The 21191-nt window shown below is 33.3% G+C and carries 19 protein-coding genes, 1 other RNA gene and 1 other annotated feature; of the genes, 19 read left to right on the top strand and 1 reads right to left on the bottom strand.

Going from position 1 to position 21191, the window contains the following annotated elements:
- Positions 1–6: 6 nt before the first annotated feature.
- The 4 genes from dtd (at position 7) to hemZ (ending at position 2755) form a co-directional block, all read left to right on the top strand.
- Positions 7–456 carry a D-aminoacyl-tRNA deacylase gene (dtd, locus tag BUB63_RS05950; protein WP_027308035.1) on the top strand — a complete coding sequence of 150 codons (450 nt, stop codon included), beginning with the start codon at positions 7–9 and terminating at the stop codon, positions 454–456.
- An 11-nt stretch (positions 457–467) separates the two neighbouring features.
- On the top strand, positions 468–1085 hold the full coding sequence (locus BUB63_RS05945) for an MBL fold metallo-hydrolase (RefSeq protein ID WP_073248448.1): 618 nt from the start codon (positions 468–470) through the stop codon (positions 1083–1085).
- A 62-nt stretch (positions 1086–1147) separates the two neighbouring features.
- Entirely contained in the window at positions 1148–1330 is a 183-nt protein-coding gene (locus BUB63_RS05940; RefSeq protein WP_027308033.1) for a hypothetical protein, read from the top strand.
- A 9-nt stretch (positions 1331–1339) separates the two neighbouring features.
- A complete protein-coding gene (hemZ, locus tag BUB63_RS05935) occupies positions 1340–2755 on the top strand; it encodes a coproporphyrinogen dehydrogenase HemZ (RefSeq protein ID WP_073248446.1) in 1416 nt (471 codons plus the stop codon).
- A gap of 11 nt (positions 2756–2766) precedes the next feature.
- Here the strand turns inward: hemZ and lgt are convergent, their stop codons facing one another.
- Positions 2767–3537, bottom strand: a complete 771-nt coding sequence (lgt, locus tag BUB63_RS05930; protein WP_200790170.1) for a prolipoprotein diacylglyceryl transferase — start codon at positions 3535–3537, stop codon at positions 2767–2769.
- Between the two features lie 455 nt (positions 3538–3992).
- Between lgt and BUB63_RS05925 the strand changes: the two genes are divergently transcribed.
- The 15 genes from BUB63_RS05925 (at position 3993) to orr (ending at position 20794) form a co-directional block, all read left to right on the top strand.
- Complete coding sequence (locus tag BUB63_RS05925; RefSeq protein ID WP_073248441.1) at positions 3993–5297, top strand: DNA recombination protein RmuC; 1305 nt, start codon at positions 3993–3995, stop codon at positions 5295–5297.
- An 81-nt stretch (positions 5298–5378) separates the two neighbouring features.
- Positions 5379–5585 (top strand) — a binding site (T-box leader).
- A gap of 47 nt (positions 5586–5632) precedes the next feature.
- Positions 5633–6883, top strand: coding sequence for a histidine--tRNA ligase (hisS, locus tag BUB63_RS05920; RefSeq protein WP_073248436.1), 1251 nt, complete (start codon positions 5633–5635; stop codon positions 6881–6883).
- A gap of 16 nt (positions 6884–6899) precedes the next feature.
- Entirely contained in the window at positions 6900–8687 is a 1788-nt protein-coding gene (gene aspS, locus BUB63_RS05915; protein WP_073248435.1) for an aspartate--tRNA ligase, read from the top strand.
- 130 nt (positions 8688–8817) lie between these two features.
- Positions 8818–9002, top strand: a non-coding RNA gene (gene ssrS / locus BUB63_RS05910) — 6S RNA.
- Positions 9003–9024: 22 nt separating this feature from the next.
- Entirely contained in the window at positions 9025–9741 is a 717-nt protein-coding gene (locus BUB63_RS05905) for a tRNA threonylcarbamoyladenosine dehydratase (RefSeq protein ID WP_073248434.1), read from the top strand.
- Between the two features lie 4 nt (positions 9742–9745).
- Positions 9746–10009: a metal-sensitive transcriptional regulator gene (locus BUB63_RS05900; protein ID WP_027308026.1), complete on the top strand. Its 264-nt coding sequence runs from the start codon at positions 9746–9748 to the stop codon at positions 10007–10009.
- Between the two features lie 106 nt (positions 10010–10115).
- Positions 10116–11354, top strand: coding sequence for a serine hydroxymethyltransferase (locus tag BUB63_RS05895; protein ID WP_073248433.1), 1239 nt, complete (start codon positions 10116–10118; stop codon positions 11352–11354).
- A gap of 47 nt (positions 11355–11401) precedes the next feature.
- Positions 11402–12778, top strand: coding sequence for a sigma-54 interaction domain-containing protein (locus BUB63_RS05890; protein WP_073248432.1), 1377 nt, complete (start codon positions 11402–11404; stop codon positions 12776–12778).
- Positions 12779–13034: 256 nt separating this feature from the next.
- Positions 13035–14072, top strand: coding sequence for a 2,4-diaminopentanoate dehydrogenase (ord, locus tag BUB63_RS05885; RefSeq protein WP_073248431.1), 1038 nt, complete (start codon positions 13035–13037; stop codon positions 14070–14072).
- Between the two features lie 11 nt (positions 14073–14083).
- Positions 14084–14401, top strand: coding sequence for a 2-amino-4-oxopentanoate thiolase subunit OrtA (ortA, locus tag BUB63_RS05880; protein ID WP_073248430.1), 318 nt, complete (start codon positions 14084–14086; stop codon positions 14399–14401).
- Positions 14388–15806, top strand: a complete 1419-nt coding sequence (gene ortB / locus BUB63_RS05875) for a 2-amino-4-oxopentanoate thiolase subunit OrtB (RefSeq protein ID WP_278298493.1) — start codon at positions 14388–14390, stop codon at positions 15804–15806. Before ortA ends, ortB begins: the two co-directional genes overlap by 14 nt.
- Positions 15807–15821: 15 nt before the next feature.
- The gene (locus tag BUB63_RS05870) at positions 15822–16178 is read left to right on the top strand and encodes an ornithine aminomutase subunit alpha (RefSeq protein ID WP_027308020.1); all 357 of its coding nucleotides are present in this window, start codon (positions 15822–15824) and stop codon (positions 16176–16178) included.
- Positions 16179–16190: 12 nt separating this feature from the next.
- Positions 16191–18389, top strand: coding sequence for a D-ornithine 4,5-aminomutase subunit OraE (gene oraE, locus BUB63_RS05865; protein ID WP_027308019.1), 2199 nt, complete (start codon positions 16191–16193; stop codon positions 18387–18389).
- Entirely contained in the window at positions 18379–19725 is a 1347-nt protein-coding gene (locus BUB63_RS05860) for a GlmL-related ornithine degradation protein (protein WP_073248426.1), read from the top strand. The genes oraE and BUB63_RS05860 overlap by 11 nt, the downstream gene beginning before the upstream one ends.
- A 10-nt stretch (positions 19726–19735) precedes the next feature.
- Positions 19736–20794, top strand: coding sequence for an ornithine racemase Orr (gene orr, locus BUB63_RS05855; protein ID WP_027308017.1), 1059 nt, complete (start codon positions 19736–19738; stop codon positions 20792–20794).
- Positions 20795–21191: the final 397 nt, after the last annotated feature.

Below are 21191 nucleotides of genomic sequence, written 5' to 3'. Positions count from 1 at the left end.
GATTTTATGAGAGCTGTTGTGCAACGAGTAAATAGTGCAAGAGTTGAAGTCGAAGGTAATGTTGTAGGTAGTATTGATAAGGGTATATTGGTGTTATTAGGAGTAGAGGAATTAGATACAGATGATGATATAAAATATTTAGCAGAGAAGGTTTGTAACTTAAGAATATTTGATGATGAAGAAGGAAAAATGAACCTTTCATTAATTGATGTTGGTGGGGAACTTTTAGTTGTTTCACAATTTACACTTTATGGCGATTGCAGAAAGGGAAGAAGACCTAATTATATGATGGCAGCAAAGCCTGACTATGCTGAAAAAATGTATTTAGAATTTGTTGAAGAGTGTAAAAAATATATAAAAAAAGTAGAAAAAGGACAGTTCCAAGCTTATATGAAGGTAAATCTTGAGAATGATGGTCCAGTTACATTACTTTTAGACAGCAAGAAAAACTTTTAGGAGTGATTAAAATGATAGTTAAAACTTATGAAATGGGATATTTTCAGACTAACTGTTATTTAGTCGTAGATGATGAAACAAATGAAGCATTTTGTGTAGACCCAGGTGGAGATACAACTGAACTTATCGAAGATATAAGGTCAATGAATTTTAATTTAAGATATATAATTTTAACTCACGGTCATGCTGACCATATAGCAGGAGTAAAAAAGTTAAAGGATGAAACAGGTGCATTAGTAGTTGCACACAAACGAGATAGTTATTTAATAGAAGGCGGAACAATTGAATTAATACCAATATATTCCAATATGAAACTTTTTGATGTTGATTTATATGTTGAGCAACAGAATGTTTTAAAAGTAGGAAATTTAGAACTTAAAATATTAGAGACTCCAGGACATACACCAGGAGGTATCTCAATATTAGTTGGTGATTCTGTTTTTACTGGGGATGCCCTTTTTAGAGGTTCAATAGGAAGGACAGATTTTCCAAATGGAAATAAAGATGAGTTGATAAAATCAATAAAAGAAAATTTATTAGTTTTAGATGATAAGACAAAGGTATATCCAGGACATGGAATATATACAACTGTTGGGCTTGAAAAAAGATTTAACCCTTTTTTAAAATAAATTGAATATATGGACATCAAAGTGGGAAAAATGTATTTGAATTTATAAAAGGAGAGGTTAATATGAAAAAGAAAAGAACAAATGGTTATTCAGAAACCTATGTTAACCCACTTGATGAATTAGATTACGAAAGATATTCAGAAATGATGGAAAATGGCTATACTGATAGTGACATTGCAAAAGAACTAAAGGTTAGTGAAAAGTTTGTAAAAAGGCTAAGGCAGGAGACTAAAAAGTATTTGTAGGTGTATAGGATGGTAAGAGTAGGATTAATAGGACATAATTTTAGATATGAAGTATTTCAAATATTGAATCTATTTTATGAAAAGGAAGAAATAGAATTTTGCCAAGATGGTTTTGAAATAGAAAGTATTTTAGATGGAGAGCAGGTTTTATTTAAAATAGGAGAAATAATTGAAAAAGAAAATATAGATGGAAGTGATATTAAATTAATAAAAAATTCTTTAAAGAGAACAGCTCTAAAGGCACTCAGTAGATATTTTGATAAAAATATTCCCTGGGGAATATTGGTTGGAATAAGACCAACAAAGATAGTTCACGAATTAAAAAAGAGAGGAGACAGTTTAGAAGAAATAAAGAAGCATTTAATGCAGTATTACCTTTTAAATGAGGACAAGGCTAATTTAACTATAGAGGTTGCAGAGAATGAAGCAAAATTTTTAGATAAAGAAAAAAAACAGGTTAGCATATATGTTGGTATTCCCTTTTGCCCAACAAGGTGCGTTTACTGCTCCTTTGCTTCAAATTCAATTTATGGTAATGAAAAACTGGTTGAAGCTTATGTTGATTCTCTTTTAAAGGAGTTTGATTCAATTTTAAGTTATCTTAAAAATAATGGTATAACTGTTGATACTTTATACTTTGGTGGAGGAACGCCATCCTCCTTAAGTTTAGAACAAATAGATAGATTACTTGACAGATTATCAAATTATGTAAATCTGCAACAATTGAGGGAATTTACCTTTGAAGCAGGACGACCAGATTCAATAGATAAAAATAAGTTAGTTTTACTTAAGAAGTATGGTGTAACAAGGATTAGTATAAATCCACAGACAATGAATGAGGAAACATTAATTAAAATTGGAAGAAGACACTCTACTAAAGATATAATTGATAAGTTCAATTTAGCACGAGAGATTGGCATTAATAATATTAATATGGATATTATAGTAGGTCTTCCTGATGAAGATTTAGGTTCAATAAATAAAACAATGGAGGAACTAAAAAAGTTATCTCCAGAGAGTATAACAATACATACAATGGCAATAAAAAGAGCCTCAATATTAAACGAAATGGATTATAAACATAGAACAGATAATGTAATTTCAATGTATAACTATGCTACTAATTGTTGTAGAGAGATGGGGATGATTCCATATTATATGTATAGGCAAAAGAATATGGTAAGTCCATTGGAGAACGTTGGATACAGCAAGAGAGGCAAGGAATGTATTTACAACATACAAATGATTGCAGAGAATATTTCTATTATATCCTTAGGTGCAGATGCAATAACAAAGCTTGTTTATGATGAAGAAAATAGAATAGAAAGAGTAGCTAATGTAAAGGATGTTAAGGAGTATATAAATAGAATTGATGAGATGATAAATAAAAAAATAGAGGCTATAGATGATATACTACATAAGTAAAGGTAAGGAACCTAATATAGTTCCTTACCTTTATTTAATAAAACATACATAGTTGAAATTAAAATTCCTATAATACTTACTATTTGTGCAGTTCTAAATGGTCCTATCATTAAACTATCAGTTCTTAAGCCTTCGATAAAAAACCTGCCTATTGAATATAAAAGAACATATATAAAGAATATGTTTCCACGCTTTGTTATAATGTATCTTATTATAATAATCAATATTATAAATATAAAAAGATTCCATAGTGATTCATATAGAAAAGTTGGATGATAGTATTTCCCATCTATAAACATACCCCTTTGTATGAACTCAGGGAATTTACTTATAAATTCCTTCGATACTTCACCACCGTGGGCTTCTTGATTAAAAAAGTTACCCCATCTACCTATTGACTGTGCAAGAACAATTGATGGTGCAGCTAAATCAAGATAGTTTAACAGGTTTATACCTCTTTTTTTAGAATATATGTAGGCAGCGAGAATACCAAATATGATTCCACCGTGGATAGCAAGTCCACCTTCTCTTATATTTAAAACATCAATTGGATTGTTAATATATAGTTTATAATTAAATACTACATAGTATAAACGTGCACCCACTATTCCAAAGGGTAGCGATATCAAAGCACAGTCGATAAATTTGTCATAATCAACATTTAAATACTTTGAATTAATTTTTGCAATAATAAAGGCAATAAGCATACCAGATGCTATTAAAACTCCATACCATCTTATTGCTATACCAAACACATAAAAGGCTATTGGATTCAAATGCATCACTCCTTTTTGATGTTAATCTTATTTTAACACATTATTTTATAAAAAGTACAATAATTTTGTAAGTAAAATTACAGATTGTTAAAAAATTATATAGTGAAAAGCTCCAACAAGGATTTCTTGGGCATTCGTTCATTTCGCTAATCAATTCTAAGCTTTTCTTTGTTTGAAAAGTCCTACCCTCGCGATGCCATCGTCCTGATGGCCGCTCGGCTCGGCACGTCCTGTGCCGAATTACGGACTTTTTCAAAGTCGAAAAGCAAGGAATTGCTAAAGCTCATGAAAGAGCCTATCGAAATCCTTTAATGGGGCTTTTTCATACTTTAGCTTACAAATGGATTTGTCAACAATATGAAATTTTATAAGTAAAATTAGAAATAACTTATTTTAATTCAATTAATCTTATTGTTTACATATTTAACCAACCAAATTATAATTATATTGGGGGTGATGATATGGATGTAGTTATTCTAATCCTATTAATTGCTATAGTTATATTACAATTAATAATAATTTTAAAACAAAAGGGTGCTTTAGATATAGAAAGGCCCTTAAGAAATTTATCACAAACTTTAGAGGATAGGATAAATAATATTATAAAGGATGAAATGGGAAGAAATAGAGAAGAAATAAATAAAAACTCAAGCCAAAATAGAATGGAATTATCACAAAGCATTAAAAGTTTAACAGATAGTTTGAATACACAGATAACAAACATTGGAAATATGCAAAATAGGCAACTTGAAGTTGTAAGCAGCCAACTTATTGACTTTCTAAAGAAAAATCAAGATGGTCTCGATAAAATAAGGCAAAGTGTAGAGGAAAAGCTTACTCAAATTCAAAATGATAACAACAAAAAGCTTGAGGAGATGAGGCAAACAGTTGATGAAAAACTTCATTCTACATTAGAAAATAGGTTATCCCAGTCCTTTCAAAATATAAGTGAAAGGCTTGAGGCACTTTATAAGCAACTTGGAGAAATACAAAGTTTAACAACTGGTGTAAATGATTTAAAGAGAGCTCTTACCAATGTTAAAGTTAGAGGAATATGGGGAGAAGTTCAACTGGCAAATATAATTTCAGAAATACTTACAAAGGAACAGTATGAAGAAAATGTTGCAACAAAAAAGGGTAGTTCAGATAGAGTAGAATTTGCAGTTAAACTGCCAGGTAAAGATGACTTAAATAGGTGTGTTTACTTACCTATAGATGCAAAGTTTCCACAGGAGGACTATCAAAGGCTTCTTGATGCACAGGAGGAGGGAAATAAGGAAGGAGTAGAGTTTGCAAGAAAACAACTTGAAAATAGAATAAAACAGGAGGCAAAGAGTATATTTGAAAAATACATAGATCCTCCTAATACCACAGACTTTGCGATTATGTTTTTGCCAACAGAAAGCTTATTTGCAGAGGTTATTAGAGATGTAGGTTTGATTGAAACATTACAGAGGGAATATAAGGTTATAGTAACAGGCCCAACTACAATTTCGGCTCTTTTAAATAGTTTACAAATGGGATTTAGGACGCTGGCAATAGAAAAAAGATCAAGTGAAGTTTGGGCTCTACTTGGTGCTGTAAAGACAGAGTTTACTAAGTTTGGTGATATACTTGAGAAAACACAAAAGAAATTACAGGAGGCAAGCAACACCATAGAGACAGCAGCAAAAAAGACAAAGAATATAGAAAGAAAGCTAAAATCTGTTCAGGAACTGCCTATAGAAGAGAGTGAAAGAATCTTAATAGAGGATGAGGAAAGATAGTTACTATTTAATATATACAAAATAAAATATATTACTTGACAGGTTATATTTGTATTTGTATAATAAAGCTAAAATTTATATTTAAATACTATGAAGGGGAGGAGTAGTTTCCAAACACTTTACAGGGAGAAGCTGCCTAAGACTGAGAGCAGTTTTAAAGTTAAGGGAGATGAAGGACACCCTGGAGTTTGTACCTGAATTGAGTAGGGATACACGCAGTCGGCGTTATAGATTTAAGTGGGCTATGCCAATTAGGGTGGCACCGCGGGAAGAATACCCGTCCCTTGCTTTAGGGACGGTTTCTTTTTTGTTAATAATTAATGAGGAGGGATACTATGTTAATAACAAAGGCACCAAAGGGTACAAGGGACGTTTTACCAAAGGATGTCTATAAGTGGCAGTATATAGAACAAAAGGTTAGAGAAGTTTGTTCTTATTTTGGTTTTTCAGAAATAAGAACACCAACCTTTGAACATACTGAACTTGTTCAAAGAGGAGTTGGAGAGACAACAGACATATTTCAAAAGGAAATGTATACATTTTTAGACAAGGCAGGCAGAAGCATAACACTAAAACCAGAGGGAACAGCTCCAGCTGCAAGAGCTTTTTTAGAAAATGGTTTATATTCAGAGGTACAGCCAACTAAACTTTTCTACATAACACCAGTATTTAGATATGAACAGGTACAAAAGGGAAGATTAAGAGAACACCATCAGTTTGGTGTTGAGCTATTTGGATCAAGTGATGCATCAGCTGATGCAGAAGTTATATCTCTTGCCTTTACCTTCTTTAATAATTTAGGTCTACAGGATTTAACTGTTAATATAAATAACATAGGATGCCCAAATTGTAGACCAAATTATAACAATGCACTTAAGGAGTATTTAAAGAAGAATTTTGATGATTTATGTCCAACCTGCAAAGAAAGATATGATAGAAATCCATTAAGGGTACTTGACTGTAAAAACGATACTTGTAAGAAGATTGCAGAGGGTGCACCTGTTGTAATTGATTATATTTGTGATGAATGTAGAAATCACTTTGAGGATTTAAAGTCTGAATTGGATACATTAGATATAAATTATGTAGTTGATCCATATATAGTTAGAGGATTAGATTATTATACAAAAACTGTTTTTGAGATAATTTCAGAGGACATTGGAGCAAAGAGTACTGTATGTGGTGGGGGAAGATATGATAATTTAATAGAAGAGATAGGAGGTTCAAAAACACCTGCAGTTGGATTTGGACTTGGAATTGAAAGATTAATACTAATGCTTGAATCTAAGGGAATTGAAATACCAAATATGAAACCAAAGCTAATATATATTGCAAGTTTAGGAGAAAGGGCAAAGAAGGCTTCATCAAGGATTGCCTTTGATTTAAGAAGAGAAGGTATAAGTGTAGAAAAAGATTTAATGAATAGAAGCCTAAAGGCACAAATGAAATATGCAAATAAGATAGGTGCATATTACGTTATTATAATAGGGGATGATGAGTTAGATAAAGGAATAGTTAAGATTAAGAATATGGAGACTGGTGAAGAAAAAGAAACATCTATAGAAGATATTAAAATGAATTTATAATTAAGGAGGGTAAAAAATGGCAGAAGCATTAAATGGTTTAAAGAGAACCTGTATGTGTGGAGAAGTTTTTGAAGATAAGGTAGGCAGCAAAGTAACAGTTATGGGTTGGGTTCAAAGAAGAAGAGATTTAGGAGGTCTAATATTTGTTGACCTTAGAGATAGAACTGGAATTGTTCAAGTTGTTTTTGGAGATGAGATAAACAAAGAAGCCTTTGAAAAGGCACATTCAATAAGAAGTGAATATGTTCTTGCAGTAACAGGGGAAGTTGTTTTAAGAGAATCACCAAATCTAAATATGCCAACTGGTAAAGTTGAAATAAAGGTAGAGGCATTAAAAATTCTTTCTGAATCGGAAACACCACCAATATATATAAAGGAAAACTTAGATGCATCAGAGGCAATAAGGCTAAAATACAGATATTTGGATTTAAGAAGACCTGATCTTCAAAGGAATTTAATGTTAAGACATAAGGCTGCAAAGGTAGTTCGTGATTTCTTCGATGAAAATGGATTCTTAGAGATAGAAACTCCATATTTAACAAAGAGTACACCAGAGGGTGCAAGAGACTACTTAGTACCAAGTAGAAATTTTCCAGGAAAATTCTATGCACTTCCTCAATCACCACAAATATTTAAACAGCTACTTATGATATCAGGTTATGATAGATACTTCCAAATTGTAAGATGCTTTAGAGATGAAGACTTAAGAGCCAATAGACAGCCAGAATTTACACAAATTGATATTGAAATGTCATTTGTTGATGTAGATGATGTTATTTCAATTAATGAAAAATTTATTCAAAGACTTTTTAAGGAAGTTAAAGGAATAGATGTAGAAATACCATTTATCAGAATGCCATATAAAGAGGCTATGGAAAGATATGGTTCAGACAAACCTGATATTAGATTTGGTATGGAATTAAAGGATTTGACAGACATTGTTAAGAATTCAGAATTTAAGGTATTTAAAGATACTGTTGCATCGGGTGGTCACGTTAGGGCAATAAATGCAGAAGGCTGTGCTGACTTTGGAAGAAAAGAGATAGATAGATTAACAGACTTTGTAAAAACCTATGGTGCAAAGGGACTTGCTTGGATAGCGCTTAAGGATGGCGAAATAAAATCACAAATAGCAAAATTCTTAAAGGAAGAAGAATTAAATGCAATAATAGAAAAGACAGAGGCAAAGGATGGAGATTTAATATTAATTGTTGCAGATAAACCAAAGGTAGTATTTGCATCCTTAGGTGCTCTTAGACTTGAACTGGCAAGAAAGCTTGGACTTATAGGTCCAGATAATAAAGAATACAAGTTCCTATGGGTGACAGAATTCCCACTGCTTGAATATGATGAGGAAGAAGGAAGATATGTTGCAGTACACCATCCATTTACTTCACCGATGGATGAGGATATAGAGTTACTTGAAACTGAGCCTGGAAAAGTTAGAGCAAAGGCCTATGATATTGTACTAAATGGCGAGGAAATAGGTGGAGGAAGTATAAGAATTCACGATACAAAACTTCAAGAAAGAATGTTTAAAGCCTTAGGATTTACAATGGAGGATGCGTGGGAAAGATTTGGATTCCTACTTGAAGCCTTTAAATTTGGTCCACCTCCACACGGCGGAATAGCGTATGGATTTGATAGATTAATTATGTTCCTTGCAGGCACAGAAAACATTAAGGATGTTATTGCATTCCCTAAGAATCAAAATGCTGCTTGCCCATTATCTAATGCACCAAATGTAGTTGATAAGAAACAATTAGATGAGCTGGGCATACAAATAATAGAAAACGAAAAATAAAAATGCAACAAAACCTAAAAGTGTGGATTGATGAATTTAAAATAAAGTGATATATTAAATATACCGATGAGGTACTATTGAAGTTTACAAAAAAAATATTCTATAGTATAATACAATTAACCTAATTGAATATAGCCTGCCGTATACGTTAAGATGGATTAAGTATTGAGCCAACATCAATACAAAGGGAGTCCGGTCTCCTGAAGTGGATTGCAGGCCTACACAATTGTAGTAGGAAGCGTGAATCTTTAGGGAGGACACCCACCTGCTGAGAGCAGGTTCAATCTATCCATCAACCGATACGGTGGGTTTTTTCTTACGTTTAAGGAGGTAAAATATGTTAGAACCATTTTCAAGAACTGAGCTTTTAATTGGGCGTGAAGCATTAGAAAAGCTTAAAAATAGCAAAGTTGCAGTATTTGGAGTAGGAGGGGTAGGTTCCTTTGCAGTAGAGGCTCTAGCAAGAGGTGGAGTAGGAAGTTTGGTATTGATTGACAAGGATGATATATGCATAACAAATATAAATAGACAAATCCACGCTACTACAAAAACTGTAGGTAGACCTAAGGTTGAGGTTATGGCAGAAAGAATTAAAGATATAAATCCAAGCTGCCAAGTAATTACATATAAGACTTTTTATAATAAAGATACAGCAGAAGAACTTCTAAAAGATGATTATGATTATGTTATTGATGCTATAGATACAGTTTCCTCAAAAATAGATTTAGTTGTAAGGTGTAAAGAAAAAAACATACCTATTATTAGTAGTATGGGAGCAGGTAACAAATTAGACCCTACAAAATTTGAAGTTTCAGATATTTATAAAACGTCTGTTTGTCCGCTGGCAAAGGTTATGAGAAGTGAGCTTAAAAAAAGAGGCGTAAAGGATTTAAAGGTTGTTTACTCAAGGGAAACACCAATCAGAAGAAACAATAATGAACAAATAGAAGAAAAACAGAGAAAACAAATTCCTGCAAGCATATCCTTTGTTCCATCTGTTGTTGGTCTCATAATTGCAGGTGAAGTTATAAAAGATATAATAAACAGGGGGTAAAAATATGAGTTGTACAAAGGAAGATTTAATAAAAAGATTAAGAAGAATTGAAGGTCAAGTCAAAGGAATTGAAAAGATGGTAGAAAACAATGCGGATTGTAGAGATATTTTAGTTCAGGTTGCAGCTGTTAGAGCAGCTATAAGTAAAGTTGGTGCATTAATTTTAGAAAACTATTCAAAATCATGTATTTTAAAGGCATCGGATGATTTTGTTTCAGAACAGGAAATAGAAGACTTGATAGAAACAATTGTTAAATTTATAAAATAATTTACATATTAAGGTAAATAGTATATTTTATATATATTTATGCTTGTAAAAAATGTCTGATAATTCTATAATTTATTATATAAGATATTTTAAAGGAGAGGGTATGATGAGTTTAGAGCAAGTTAAAAAGGTAGACCCTGAAATATATGAGGCTATATTAAAGGAAATGGAAAGACAACAAAATAAAATCGAACTAATTGCATCAGAGAATTTTACAAGTAAAGCGGTTATGGAGGCACAAGGTTCACAATTGACAAATAAATATGCAGAGGGCTATCCTGGTAAGAGATATTATGGTGGATGTGAATATGTAGATATAGTTGAAGATTTAGCAAGGGAAAGATTAAAAAAGTTATTTGGTGCAGAGCACGCCAATGTTCAGCCACACTCTGGCTCTCAGGCAAATATGGCTGTATATCTATCTGTTCTTGAAATAGGAGATAAAGTCTTAGGGATGAATTTAGCACATGGTGGACATTTAACCCACGGTAGCCCAGTAAATTTTTCAGGTAAATTGTTTAATTTTATATCCTATGGTGTAAATGAAGAAGGTTACATAGACTATGATGAGCTAAGAAAGATTGCACATAGGGAAAAACCAAAGATGATTGTAGCAGGTGCAAGTGCATATCCAAGAGTTATTGACTTTAAGAGGATAAGAGAAATATGTGATGAGATTGATGCATATATGATGGTGGATATGGCACATATTGCAGGCCTTGTTGCAGCAGGACTTCATCCAAATCCTGTTGAATACGCTGACTTTGTAACAACTACAACTCATAAAACATTGCGTGGACCAAGGGGCGGTGCAATATTATGTAAAGAAGAGTATGCAAAGATAATAGATAAAACAATATTCCCAGGAATTCAAGGTGGACCACTTGAACATGTTATCGCAGCAAAGGCTGTATGCTTTAAAGAAGCAATGAGTGATGAGTTTAAAGAATATCAAAGGAAGGTTGTTGAAAACGCAAAACATCTTGCTAATGCCCTATTAGATAGAGGATTTAATTTAGTTTCAGGCGGTACAGACAATCATCTTATGCTTATTGATTTAAGAAATAAGAACATAACTGGTAAAGAGGCAGAGCATCTTCTTGACGAAGTTGGAATAACAGTTAATAAAAATACAATTCCATTTGACCCACAAGGTCCTATGGTTACAAGTGGTATTAGAATAGGTACACCAGCAGTAACAACAAGGGGATTTGGAAAAGAAGAAATGATTGCAATTGCAGATATAATTGCTTGGGTAATAGATAATAGGGAAAAGAATTTAACTCCAGCTAAGGAAAGGGTTAAGGCTCTTTGTGATAAGTTTCCACTATATTCAAACAAATAATTAATGGGCTATTAAGCCCATTAATTATTTAGATAGGGGGATTTTTTATGGATTTTGAGCATAAATTGCTTGAAATTATTTTAAATAATATCGATGAGGGGATTCACGTTGTAGATAGCGACGGCAATACAATAATATACAATAGAGCGATGGAACAGATAGAGGGGTTGAATTCAAATGAGGTTGTAGGTAAAAATTTGTGTGACCTTTTTCCAAACCTTAATGAAACAACAAGTACGTTACTCTCCTGCTTAAAATCAGGAGAACCTGTACTTGATAGATATCAGACATACCTTAACAAAAAAGGTAACAACATAACTACTGTTAACACAACTATACCTATTTTTTTTGATGGTAGAATATTAGGGGCAGTAGAAATATCTAAAAATTTTACTAAAATAAAAGAACTATATGATAGAATTCTACAACTTAATAATAGGGAAGATGGTTCAGATGAGTTTAAATTTAGTGATATAGTTGGTGCAAGCCCTGATTTTTTAAAAATTATTGAACTGGCTAAGAAAGCAAGTAGGACTAATTCTACAGTATTAATTATAGGTGAGACAGGTACAGGAAAAGAGGTAATAGCACGATGTATTCATTCATCGAGCACAAGAAACAAGAAACCATTTATTGCTGTAAACTGTGCTGCATTACCTGAGAGCTTACTTGAAGGAATACTATTTGGTACTGTAAAGGGGAGTTTTACAGGGGCAATAAATAGACCAGGTTTGTTTGAACAGGCAAACGGAGGTACACTTCTTTTAGATGAAATAAACTCAATGCCAGTAAACCTACAGGCAAAACTTTTAAGGGTATTGCAGGAGGGATATATTAGACGAATTGGGGATGTTAAGGACATCCCAATAGATGTTAGAATTATTGCAACAATAAATGAAGACCCATATACTTCAATTTTACAAGGAAATCTAAGAAAAGATCTCTATTATAGACTAAGTGTAATAAATATTAATATTCCACCTCTTAGGGATAGAAAAGAGGATATACCTATTTTCATAAATGAGTTTATAAAAAAATACAATATAGAACTTATTAAGGATGTTTGGGAAGTTTCAGATGAAGTCTACGATGGTTTTTTAAGCTATGATTGGCCAGGCAATGTGAGGGAGCTGAAAAACTACATTGAAGGTGCAATGAATATGGTTACTGGTCATATACTAAAAAGAGAACATTTTGCACCAAATGTTCAGGAACTAATATTTAAAAGGTATACATCTAAAATAAGCGACTTAAAGTATGATTTTGATGTTCCATTAGATGGCTACTTAGAGGATATAGAGAAAAGTATAATACTTACGGCTCTTGAAAGAACAAACTACAATATATCAAAAGCAGCAGGTTTGTTAAAGATAAAGAGGCAAACTCTTCAGCATAAATTGAATAAATATGGTATAAGCAAATAGCTTAAATTTTTCGGCAAGCTCTATGCAAAATATTTTGCATAGAGCTTCTTTACTTTAAAAATCATAAAGTTTAATAGGTGCAAAAAATGTTGCAGTTAAATTTAAAATATCAGAAAATAATGAATATTAAAACGTACCAACATCATTTAAGTTATAAATATAATTTTATTAATTATATTTTAAATTATAGCTACCTTCAAATTTGGCATCATATTTGCAGTATATTATAAAAAATTTATATGGGGAGGAGTTAAATATGGATAAAATTAAGGTTATTCAATGGGGCGTAGGAAATATGGGTAGTGGAATGGTTAAAATGATTTTAGACAAAGAAGGAATTGAAGTTGTTGGTGCTATTGATAGAAAGGAAAATGAAGGTAAAGATTTAGGTGAACATATTGGAATTGGCAGAAAACTTGGAATAACAATATCTTCAGACCCAGAAAAGATTTTAAGGGAAGTAGAGGCAGATATAGTTTTACTTGCTATAGATTCATTTGTAAAGGGAGTAGAAAAGCAGATTAAATTAATATGTAGTCATAAAATGAACTGTATAACAATTGCTGAAGAAATGGCATATCCTTTTATAGCAGAACCAGAATTATCAAAGGAAATAGATGAAATTGCAAAGGCAAATGGAGTAACTGTACTTGGAACGGGTGTAAATCCAGGATTTGTATTAGACACATTAATAATAACTTTAAGTGCAGTTTGTAGAAGTGTAAAGAAAATAAGAGCAGCAAGAATAAATGATTTATCACCATTTGGGAAAACAGTTATGAGAGAACAGGGAGTTGGTCTTACTGTAGAAGAATTTATGAAGGGGATTGAAGATGGTTCTGTATACGGTCACGTTGGATTTGAAGAATCAATACCAATGATAGCAGATGCACTTGGAATTGAAATAGATGAAGTAAAGCAGACAAAGGAACCAATTATATCAAATACACATAGGGAAACAAAGGATGTTGTTGTTGAACCTGGTATGGTATGTGGATGTAACCACTGTGGATATGGTCTTAAAAATGGTGAAGTTGTAATAGCACTTGAACACCCACAACAAATACATCCAGAAATTGAAAATATAGAAACTGGTGATTATATATGGATTGAAGGAGATCCAAATATAAGTTTATGTATAAAGCCGGAGGTTCCTGGAGGAATAGGAACAATTGCAACAGCAGTTAATATGATACCCCACGTTTTAAATGCAAAACCAGGACTTGTTACTATGAAGGATTTACCAATACCACACGCTATAATGAACGATTTTAGAATGCATCTTACTAAATAGAGGTGAGAACTTTGGAAGTTATAAAGAAGGGAACTTATGTACAGATACATCAAATAGTGTTAAGGCCTGAAGAAAGAGCTTCAAATCTACCCGATGAAACAAAAAATGTTCCACTTGAAATGTGGGTAAAGGGGTATTTAAATAGTGATGCAATGATTGGAGATGAAGTTTATATTACTACTTTAACTAACAGACAAGTTAAAGGAACTTTAGTTGAAGTTAATCCAAGCTATAAACACGATTTCGGTAATTTTGTTCCTGAAATTTTAAAGATAGGGCAAGATTTAAGAAAAATTTTAAAGGACGGTGAAGGATGTGGCAGATTATAGTTATAATGCCGTTATGGCCAGAAAAAATGAAATAATGAAGATGGCTGTTGGTATTGATTATTCAAAATTTCAAACATCAAGAATTGGGTTTGACTATGAAAGGATGATGAGGGAAACAGGCTATACACTACAAGAGGTACAGAACATACAAAGGGATGCTGGAGTAGGAAATACACCCCTTATTGAACTTAAAAATTTAACAGCTCTTGTGAGAAAAATTTCTCCAAAGGGTAAGGGAGCAAGGATATTTATAAAGGATGAAGCCTGCAATCCGTCAGGAAGTTTTAAAGATAGACGTGCCGCAATTTCAGTATACCACGCTAAAAAATTAGGATATAAGGGTGTAGTTGCAGCAACAAGTGGAAACTATGGTGCTGCAGTAGCTTCACAGGCAGCGATGAGAAATTTAAATTGTATTATAGTTCAGGAGTGCTATGATTCAAGAAAAGTTGGACAGCCTGAGATATTAGAAAAACAGAGAAAATGCGAATGTTATGGAGCAGAAGTTGTTCAGCTTACAGTAGGACCGGAACTATTTTATACATTTTTAAGAATTCTTGAAGAGACAGGATACTTTAATGCTTCACTATATTCTCCATATGGAATAGCAGGAGTTGAAACATTAGGCTATGAAGTTGCTATTCAGTGTAGAGAACAGCTTGGCAAAGATCCTGATGCTGTAGTTATAACTCACGCAGGTGGAGGAAATGTTACAGGGACAGCAAGGGGACTTATAAAGGCTGGTGCACTTAACACTAAAGTAGTTGGTGCAAGCGTTGATTTAACAGGGCTTCATATGGCATCAGATAGGGACTTTAATAGAAAATCCTTCACAACAGGACATACTGGTTTTGGGATTCCCTTTGCAACTTGGCCAGATAGATCAGATGTTCCAAGAAGTGCAGCACGACCTTTGAGATACTTAGATAGGTATGTAACTATAAAACAGGGTGAAGTATTTTATATGACGGAAGCTTTAGCACAACTTGAGGGATTGGAAAGAGGCCCAGCAGGAAATACATCTCTTACTGCAGCCTTTTATATAGCACAGGAGATGGATGAAGATCAAATAATAGTAGTTCAAGAGACTGAATATACAGGAGCTGGAAAGCATCATATGGCACAGCTATCCTTTGCAAGGGAAAATGGAATAGATATTAGATTTGGCGATCCAGAAGAAGAAAGAGCAGGAGAAAGTATAATTCTTCCAGAGAATCCAAGCTTAATAAAGACAAGAGATGTAGATTTAAATAAACTAAAAAAATCGTATATAAAAAACTGTATTGATAACTATAAAGTTGATGAAATAGGTATAAAGGATGCGGAATTTTTAGCAGAGGATACAAAACTTTCAATAGAAGAAGTAAAAAAGATACTTACTGAAATTAATGTAAAGGTTGTTTAATAAGGAGGGGTTAAAATGGCAGTTAAGAGGCCTGATGATTTTGAAATTAGAAGACAGCATCTTAAAAATTTAACAGATGAAGAATTAGAAAAAAGATTTTGGCAGCTTGCAGAGGAGATAGTAAAACCACTTGTGGAAATTGCATATACCCACACTTCGCCGGCTGTTGAAAGGTCAGTTCTTTTAAGAATGGGATTTTCAAGTATAGAGGCAAAGGCAATTGTTGAAGGGGTACAAAATTTAGGACTACTTGGAAAGGGTGCAGGAAATGTAGTTTATAGGTTAGCTAAAAAGAAAAATATACCAATAAGAGAAGCAGGTTTATTACTTGTTGAAGGAAAAGCCTGGGATGAAGTACCAGCACTATTTTAAGGGGGGTATAGTATGTTGGAGAAAAACGAAAAGTTGAACATAGAGGAAATATTAAAGGATCTTGAAAATTATAGACCAAAGAGAAGGGGATGGCATTGGAGGGAAGAGCAGGGTAATCAAGTATATGGAGAATTTGAATATCATCAAGCATCAAAACCTTTGAAAAATAGTTGCCCACTTCCAGCAGCAAAAAGCTTTGGTTATATAGACCCTCAGCCAGACTGTGTAATTACAACTGAAATTGCATCAGGTAGATTTGAGGATGATATTAGAAGAATGAGAATGGCTGCTTGGCACGGAGCAGACCATATAATGGTAATAAGGACAGCTGGACAAAGCCATTATGATGGACTTATTGAAGGGACTCCAGAAGGTGTAGGAGGAGTTCCTATATCAAGAAAACAAGTTAGAGCTACAAGAAAAGCACTTGATATAATTGAAGAAGAAGTAGGAAGACCAATAAATTTTCATTCCTATGTATCAGGTGTTGCAGGGCCAGATATAGCAGTTATGTTTGCAGAAGAGGGAGTAAATGGTGCACATCAAGACCCACAATATAATGTTCTTTATAGAAATATAAATATGGTAAGGTCATTTGTTGATGCAGCGGTTGCAAAGAAGATAATGGCCTTTGCAGATATGGTGCAGATAGATGGTGCTCACAATGCAAATGCAACAGCTATGAAGGGCTATAAGGTTATGCCAGAACTTATGGTACAACACGCAATAAACTGTGCATACTCAAAAATGGTTGGAATGAAACCACAAAACATAGCATTATCAACAGTTCCTCCAACAGCACCACCAGCACCTTGTTTAAGAATTGACCTTCCTTATGCAGTGGCACTAAGACAGCTATTTAAAGATTATAAGATGAGGGCACAGATGAATACAAAATATATGGAAAGCTGTACAAGAGAAGCTACTGTAACCCACGTATTAAACCTACTAATTTCAAGACTAACAAGAGCAGATATACAATCTACAATTACACCAGATGAAGGAAGAAATGTTCCTTGGCACTACAACAATATACACGCCATAAACACAGCAAAGCAAGCCTTGATTGGTATGGATGGACTACTTGAAATGGTAGAACTTAAGAAGGACGGATATTTAGTAGATAAGGTAAGAGAATTAAAAGAGAGAGCAGTTCTATTTATGGAGGAAATACTTGAGGTTGGTGGATACTTTAAGGCTGTTGAAATGGGATTCTTTGTTGATTCTGGTATGTATCCAGAAAGAAACGGTGATGGTATTGCAAGACAGATAAATGGTGGAATAGGCGTTGGTACTGTAGTAGAAAGGGACAAGGACTATATGGCACCTGTTTGTGAGCACTTTGGTTATAATAATCTCCCAGAGGGAATTGAAAAGGCGTGTGATTTAATAGATGGATGTACCTTCTGTAAACCTGAAAAGATAGTATTTATTGATGAATTGGATGAAAATGATAATGTAAATAGAAGATTAAAGGAGACTGAAAACCTAAGACATTCAACAGAAATTAAACCAGAGGTTGAGTGGTGTGGAGATGGTATAGTAGCAACTACTATTTTCTTACCTGTTGAAGAGAGGGTTGCAGAATTTGCAGCAATGGAAATAGGAAAGAAGATGGGGCTTGAGGATGTAGTTGTAATTCATAAACAAGTAATGCAGCCAGCAGAGGGAACACTTGTTGAAATAAAAGGAAGGGTACCATTTACTATAGATGTATCAAAACTTGAAATTCCAAAAAAACCTGAGGTATTATCCGATGAAGAAATAAGAAAGGACATAGAAAGAAAACCAATGAAGGTAGTTGCAGCAACAGTTGGTGAGGATGAACATTCTGTAGGATTAAGAGAAGTTATAGATATAAAGCACGGCGGAATTGAAAAGTATGGGATAGAGTGTCTATATCTTGGAACTTCTTGTCCAGTTGAAAAACTTGTGGATGCAGCAATAGAATTCAACGCAGATGCAATTCTTGCAAGTACAATAATTACCCATAATGATGTTCATATAAAGAATATGAAAAAAATACATGAGCTCTGTATAGAAAAGGGTGTAAGAGATAAACTAATTGTTTGTGCAGGAGGAACTCAAGTAACTGATGAAATAGCAAAATCAGCAGGTATGGATGCAGGATTTGGTCGAGGAACAAAGGGTAATGACGTTGCTTCATTCTTAGTAAAGAGAAGAAGGGAAATGGAGAATTATGAAGGTTAATGTTTTAGTTGCTGAAATAGGCAGTACTACAACGGTTATAAATGCCTTTGACTTAAAAAATTCTGAATTTATAGGACAGGGACAGGGACCAACTACGGTATTAGATGGAGATGTTACTATCGGACTTAATATGGCATTAGATGATTTAAAGAAGAATATTGGAGTAAATAATATTGAATATGATGATTTTTTGGCAACAAGTAGTGCAGCAGGTGGACTTAGAATGACTGTGCACGGCCTTGTTTTTGATATGACTGCAAGGGCAGCAAGAGAGGCTGCCCTTGGGGCTGGTGCTATCATTAAGTTGGTTACAGCTGGTAAACTAAGAAGAAGTGATTTAAATAAAATAAAGGAGATAAAACCTAATATAATACTTGTTGCAGGTGGACTTGATTATGGAGAAAGAGATACAGCCCTTTACAATGCAGAGGAGATAGCAAAACTAAAATTGGATATTCCTGTTATATATGCAGGGAATATTGAAAATCACGAGGATGTTAAATTGATTTTTGAAGAATATGAACAAAAACTATATATTGTAGAAAATGTATATCCAAGGATAGATGAGCTAAATGTTGAACCTACAAGAAGAGTTATACAAAGTGTATTTGAGGAACATATAACAGGTGCACCTGGAATGCAAAAGGTTAGGCAGATGGTCAATGGACCAATTATTCCAACACCCGGAGCTGTTATGGAGTGTGCAATTCTCCTGCAAAGGGAGATAGGAGATTTGATGGTTCTTGATGTTGGTGGAGCAACTACAGATGTACATTCTGTAACGCAGGGAAGTGATGAAATCCAAAGAATAATGATTAGCCCAGAACCCTTTGCTAAAAGGACTGTTGAAGGAGATTTGGGAGTATATGTAAATCTTCCACACATAGTAGAAAGAATAGGGCTTGAGAATTTAAAAAAGAAATTTTGGGATGCAGAGGAGCTTATAAATAATAGAAAACCAATACCTAAAACAGAAAGAGAAATTGAGTTTGTTGAATATATGACGCAGGAGGCAGTACTTACAGCTGTAAGAAGGCACGTGGGTTCGATAAGATATATTTATGGTCCAAGTGGCAAGAAAACAATTGCAGAAGGAAAGGATTTAACAAATGTTAAGTGGATAATAGGAACAGGAGGAGCCTTAACAAGGCTGCCCAATAGGGTTGATATAATGAAAAAGATACCTCAAGATAATACGGGAGGAATGTTCCTTTATCCTAAGGATAGCGTTGAGATTTTAGTCGATAATTATTATATTATGGCATCATTAGGAGTACTTTCAAAAAAATATGAAAAGGCGGCACTTAAAATTTTAAAAAAGAGCTTGGGGATTTAGGGGTGGTACTTTGTATCCACAGATAGTTATAGATATTAATAAATACAAACAAAATATAAAGTATTTAGTTGATAGATGTACAAATAGAGGAGTTAAGGTTTGGATAGTAACTAAAAGTTTTTGTGCATATCCAGATATTGTTTCACATTTAGTTGACTGTGGAATTGATGGTTTGGCAGATTCAAGAATACAAAACTTAAAAAAAATGAAGGATATTAGGGTAAAAAAAATTCTTTTAAGAATTCCTATGATTGATGAGGCAGAGGACGTTGTTTTATGGTCAGATTATAGCTTGAATTCAGAAATAGATACAATTCGTGCTTTAGGAGAGAAGGCAAAAAAAATTGGGAAAAGGCATAGAGTAATAATAATGTTGGATATGGGGGATTTAAGGGAAGGTGTTTGGCCTGACGATATTGATGATTTTATTAAAGAAGTATTAAAGGTAGATGGAGTTGAAATAAAAGGATTTGGTACAAACTTAACTTGCTATGGTGGAGTTATACCAGATGAAAATAATTTAGGGAGATTAACAAGTATTGCACAGGATATGGCAAATAAGTACTCACTGGATATCGAGTATATATCAGGTGGTAATTCAAGTAGTTATTATCTATTAGAGGATGGTAGATTGCCAAACGGAATAAACAACCTTAGACTCGGAGAGGTTGCAATACTTGGGAGAGAAACTGCCTTTGGGAAGAAAATAGATTCCCTTTCTGACGATACATTTATTTTAAAGGCTGAAATAGTAGAGATAAAAAAGAAGCCCTCAGTTCCTATTGGTAATATAGGTATGGATGCTTTTGGAAATAAACCCCACTATGAAGATAGGGGAATAATAAAAAGAGCTATAGTTGCAATAGGAAGGCAGGATATAAATCCTGAGGGGCTGACTCCACTTGATAAAAATATAGATATCTTAGGTGCAAGCTCTGACCATACAATTCTTGATGTAACAAGGAGTAATATAAACTATAAAGTTGGAGATGTTGTGGAATTTAAATTGGATTATGGTAGCCTTTTAAAGGCGATGACTTCAGAGTATGTAAATAAGGTAGTTATATAGTAAAAGTGCCTCAAAACATTTAATAGTTTTGAGGTACTTTTTTAACATAAGTTAATGTATGAAATATAAAAATTTAAGTTAAGGTATGTATATTTAACCTGAATTATTCACCAACCAAAAATTAAACTGAAAAATATTTATAAGAAATCTTAGTATAATTGTTATATGAATAAAATTTTCATAAATTACAGATATTTACATTAAAGAAGAATAGATTTCACCTATAGTATAAAATTTTACTTTTTGAACTTATCAAAGAACAATAATAAAAGAATTTCATTCTAACTTGTGAATATTTGCTACAATCTCATAAAAATCATTTTTATATGCGTAGCTACTGCAAAGCTTAAATATTATGTAGCGACTACTTCTTACTATTCTTGAGGCTATTTTCATT

The sequence above is a fragment of the Caloramator proteoclasticus DSM 10124 genome, from assembly GCF_900129265.1.
In the GTDB taxonomy this organism is placed as follows: Bacteria; Bacillota; Clostridia; order Clostridiales; family Caloramatoraceae; genus Thermobrachium; species Thermobrachium proteoclasticum.
This window is presented reverse-complemented; position numbering and strand designations above follow the sequence as displayed.

What these genes read in the sequence shown, in the direction of transcription:
- dtd (WP_027308035.1), top strand. Translation starts at nt 7, where the DNA reads ATGAGAGCTGTTGTGCAACGAGTAAATAGTGCAAGAGTTGAAGTCGAA.
- BUB63_RS05945 (WP_073248448.1), top strand. Translation starts at nt 468, where the DNA reads ATGATAGTTAAAACTTATGAAATGGGATATTTTCAGACTAACTGTTAT.
- BUB63_RS05940 (WP_027308033.1), top strand. Translation starts at nt 1,148, where the DNA reads ATGAAAAAGAAAAGAACAAATGGTTATTCAGAAACCTATGTTAACCCA.
- hemZ (WP_073248446.1), top strand. Translation starts at nt 1,340, where the DNA reads ATGGTAAGAGTAGGATTAATAGGACATAATTTTAGATATGAAGTATTT.
- lgt (WP_200790170.1), bottom strand. Translation starts at nt 3,537, where the DNA reads ATGCATTTGAATCCAATAGCCTTTTATGTGTTTGGTATAGCAATAAGA.
- BUB63_RS05925 (WP_073248441.1), top strand. Translation starts at nt 3,993, where the DNA reads ATGGATGTAGTTATTCTAATCCTATTAATTGCTATAGTTATATTACAA.
- hisS (WP_073248436.1), top strand. Translation starts at nt 5,633, where the DNA reads ATGTTAATAACAAAGGCACCAAAGGGTACAAGGGACGTTTTACCAAAG.
- aspS (WP_073248435.1), top strand. Translation starts at nt 6,900, where the DNA reads ATGGCAGAAGCATTAAATGGTTTAAAGAGAACCTGTATGTGTGGAGAA.
- BUB63_RS05905 (WP_073248434.1), top strand. Translation starts at nt 9,025, where the DNA reads ATGTTAGAACCATTTTCAAGAACTGAGCTTTTAATTGGGCGTGAAGCA.
- BUB63_RS05900 (WP_027308026.1), top strand. Translation starts at nt 9,746, where the DNA reads ATGAGTTGTACAAAGGAAGATTTAATAAAAAGATTAAGAAGAATTGAA.
- BUB63_RS05895 (WP_073248433.1), top strand. Translation starts at nt 10,116, where the DNA reads ATGAGTTTAGAGCAAGTTAAAAAGGTAGACCCTGAAATATATGAGGCT.
- BUB63_RS05890 (WP_073248432.1), top strand. Translation starts at nt 11,402, where the DNA reads ATGGATTTTGAGCATAAATTGCTTGAAATTATTTTAAATAATATCGAT.
- ord (WP_073248431.1), top strand. Translation starts at nt 13,035, where the DNA reads ATGGATAAAATTAAGGTTATTCAATGGGGCGTAGGAAATATGGGTAGT.
- BUB63_RS05870 (WP_027308020.1), top strand. Translation starts at nt 15,822, where the DNA reads ATGGCAGTTAAGAGGCCTGATGATTTTGAAATTAGAAGACAGCATCTT.
- oraE (WP_027308019.1), top strand. Translation starts at nt 16,191, where the DNA reads ATGTTGGAGAAAAACGAAAAGTTGAACATAGAGGAAATATTAAAGGAT.
- BUB63_RS05860 (WP_073248426.1), top strand. Translation starts at nt 18,379, where the DNA reads ATGAAGGTTAATGTTTTAGTTGCTGAAATAGGCAGTACTACAACGGTT.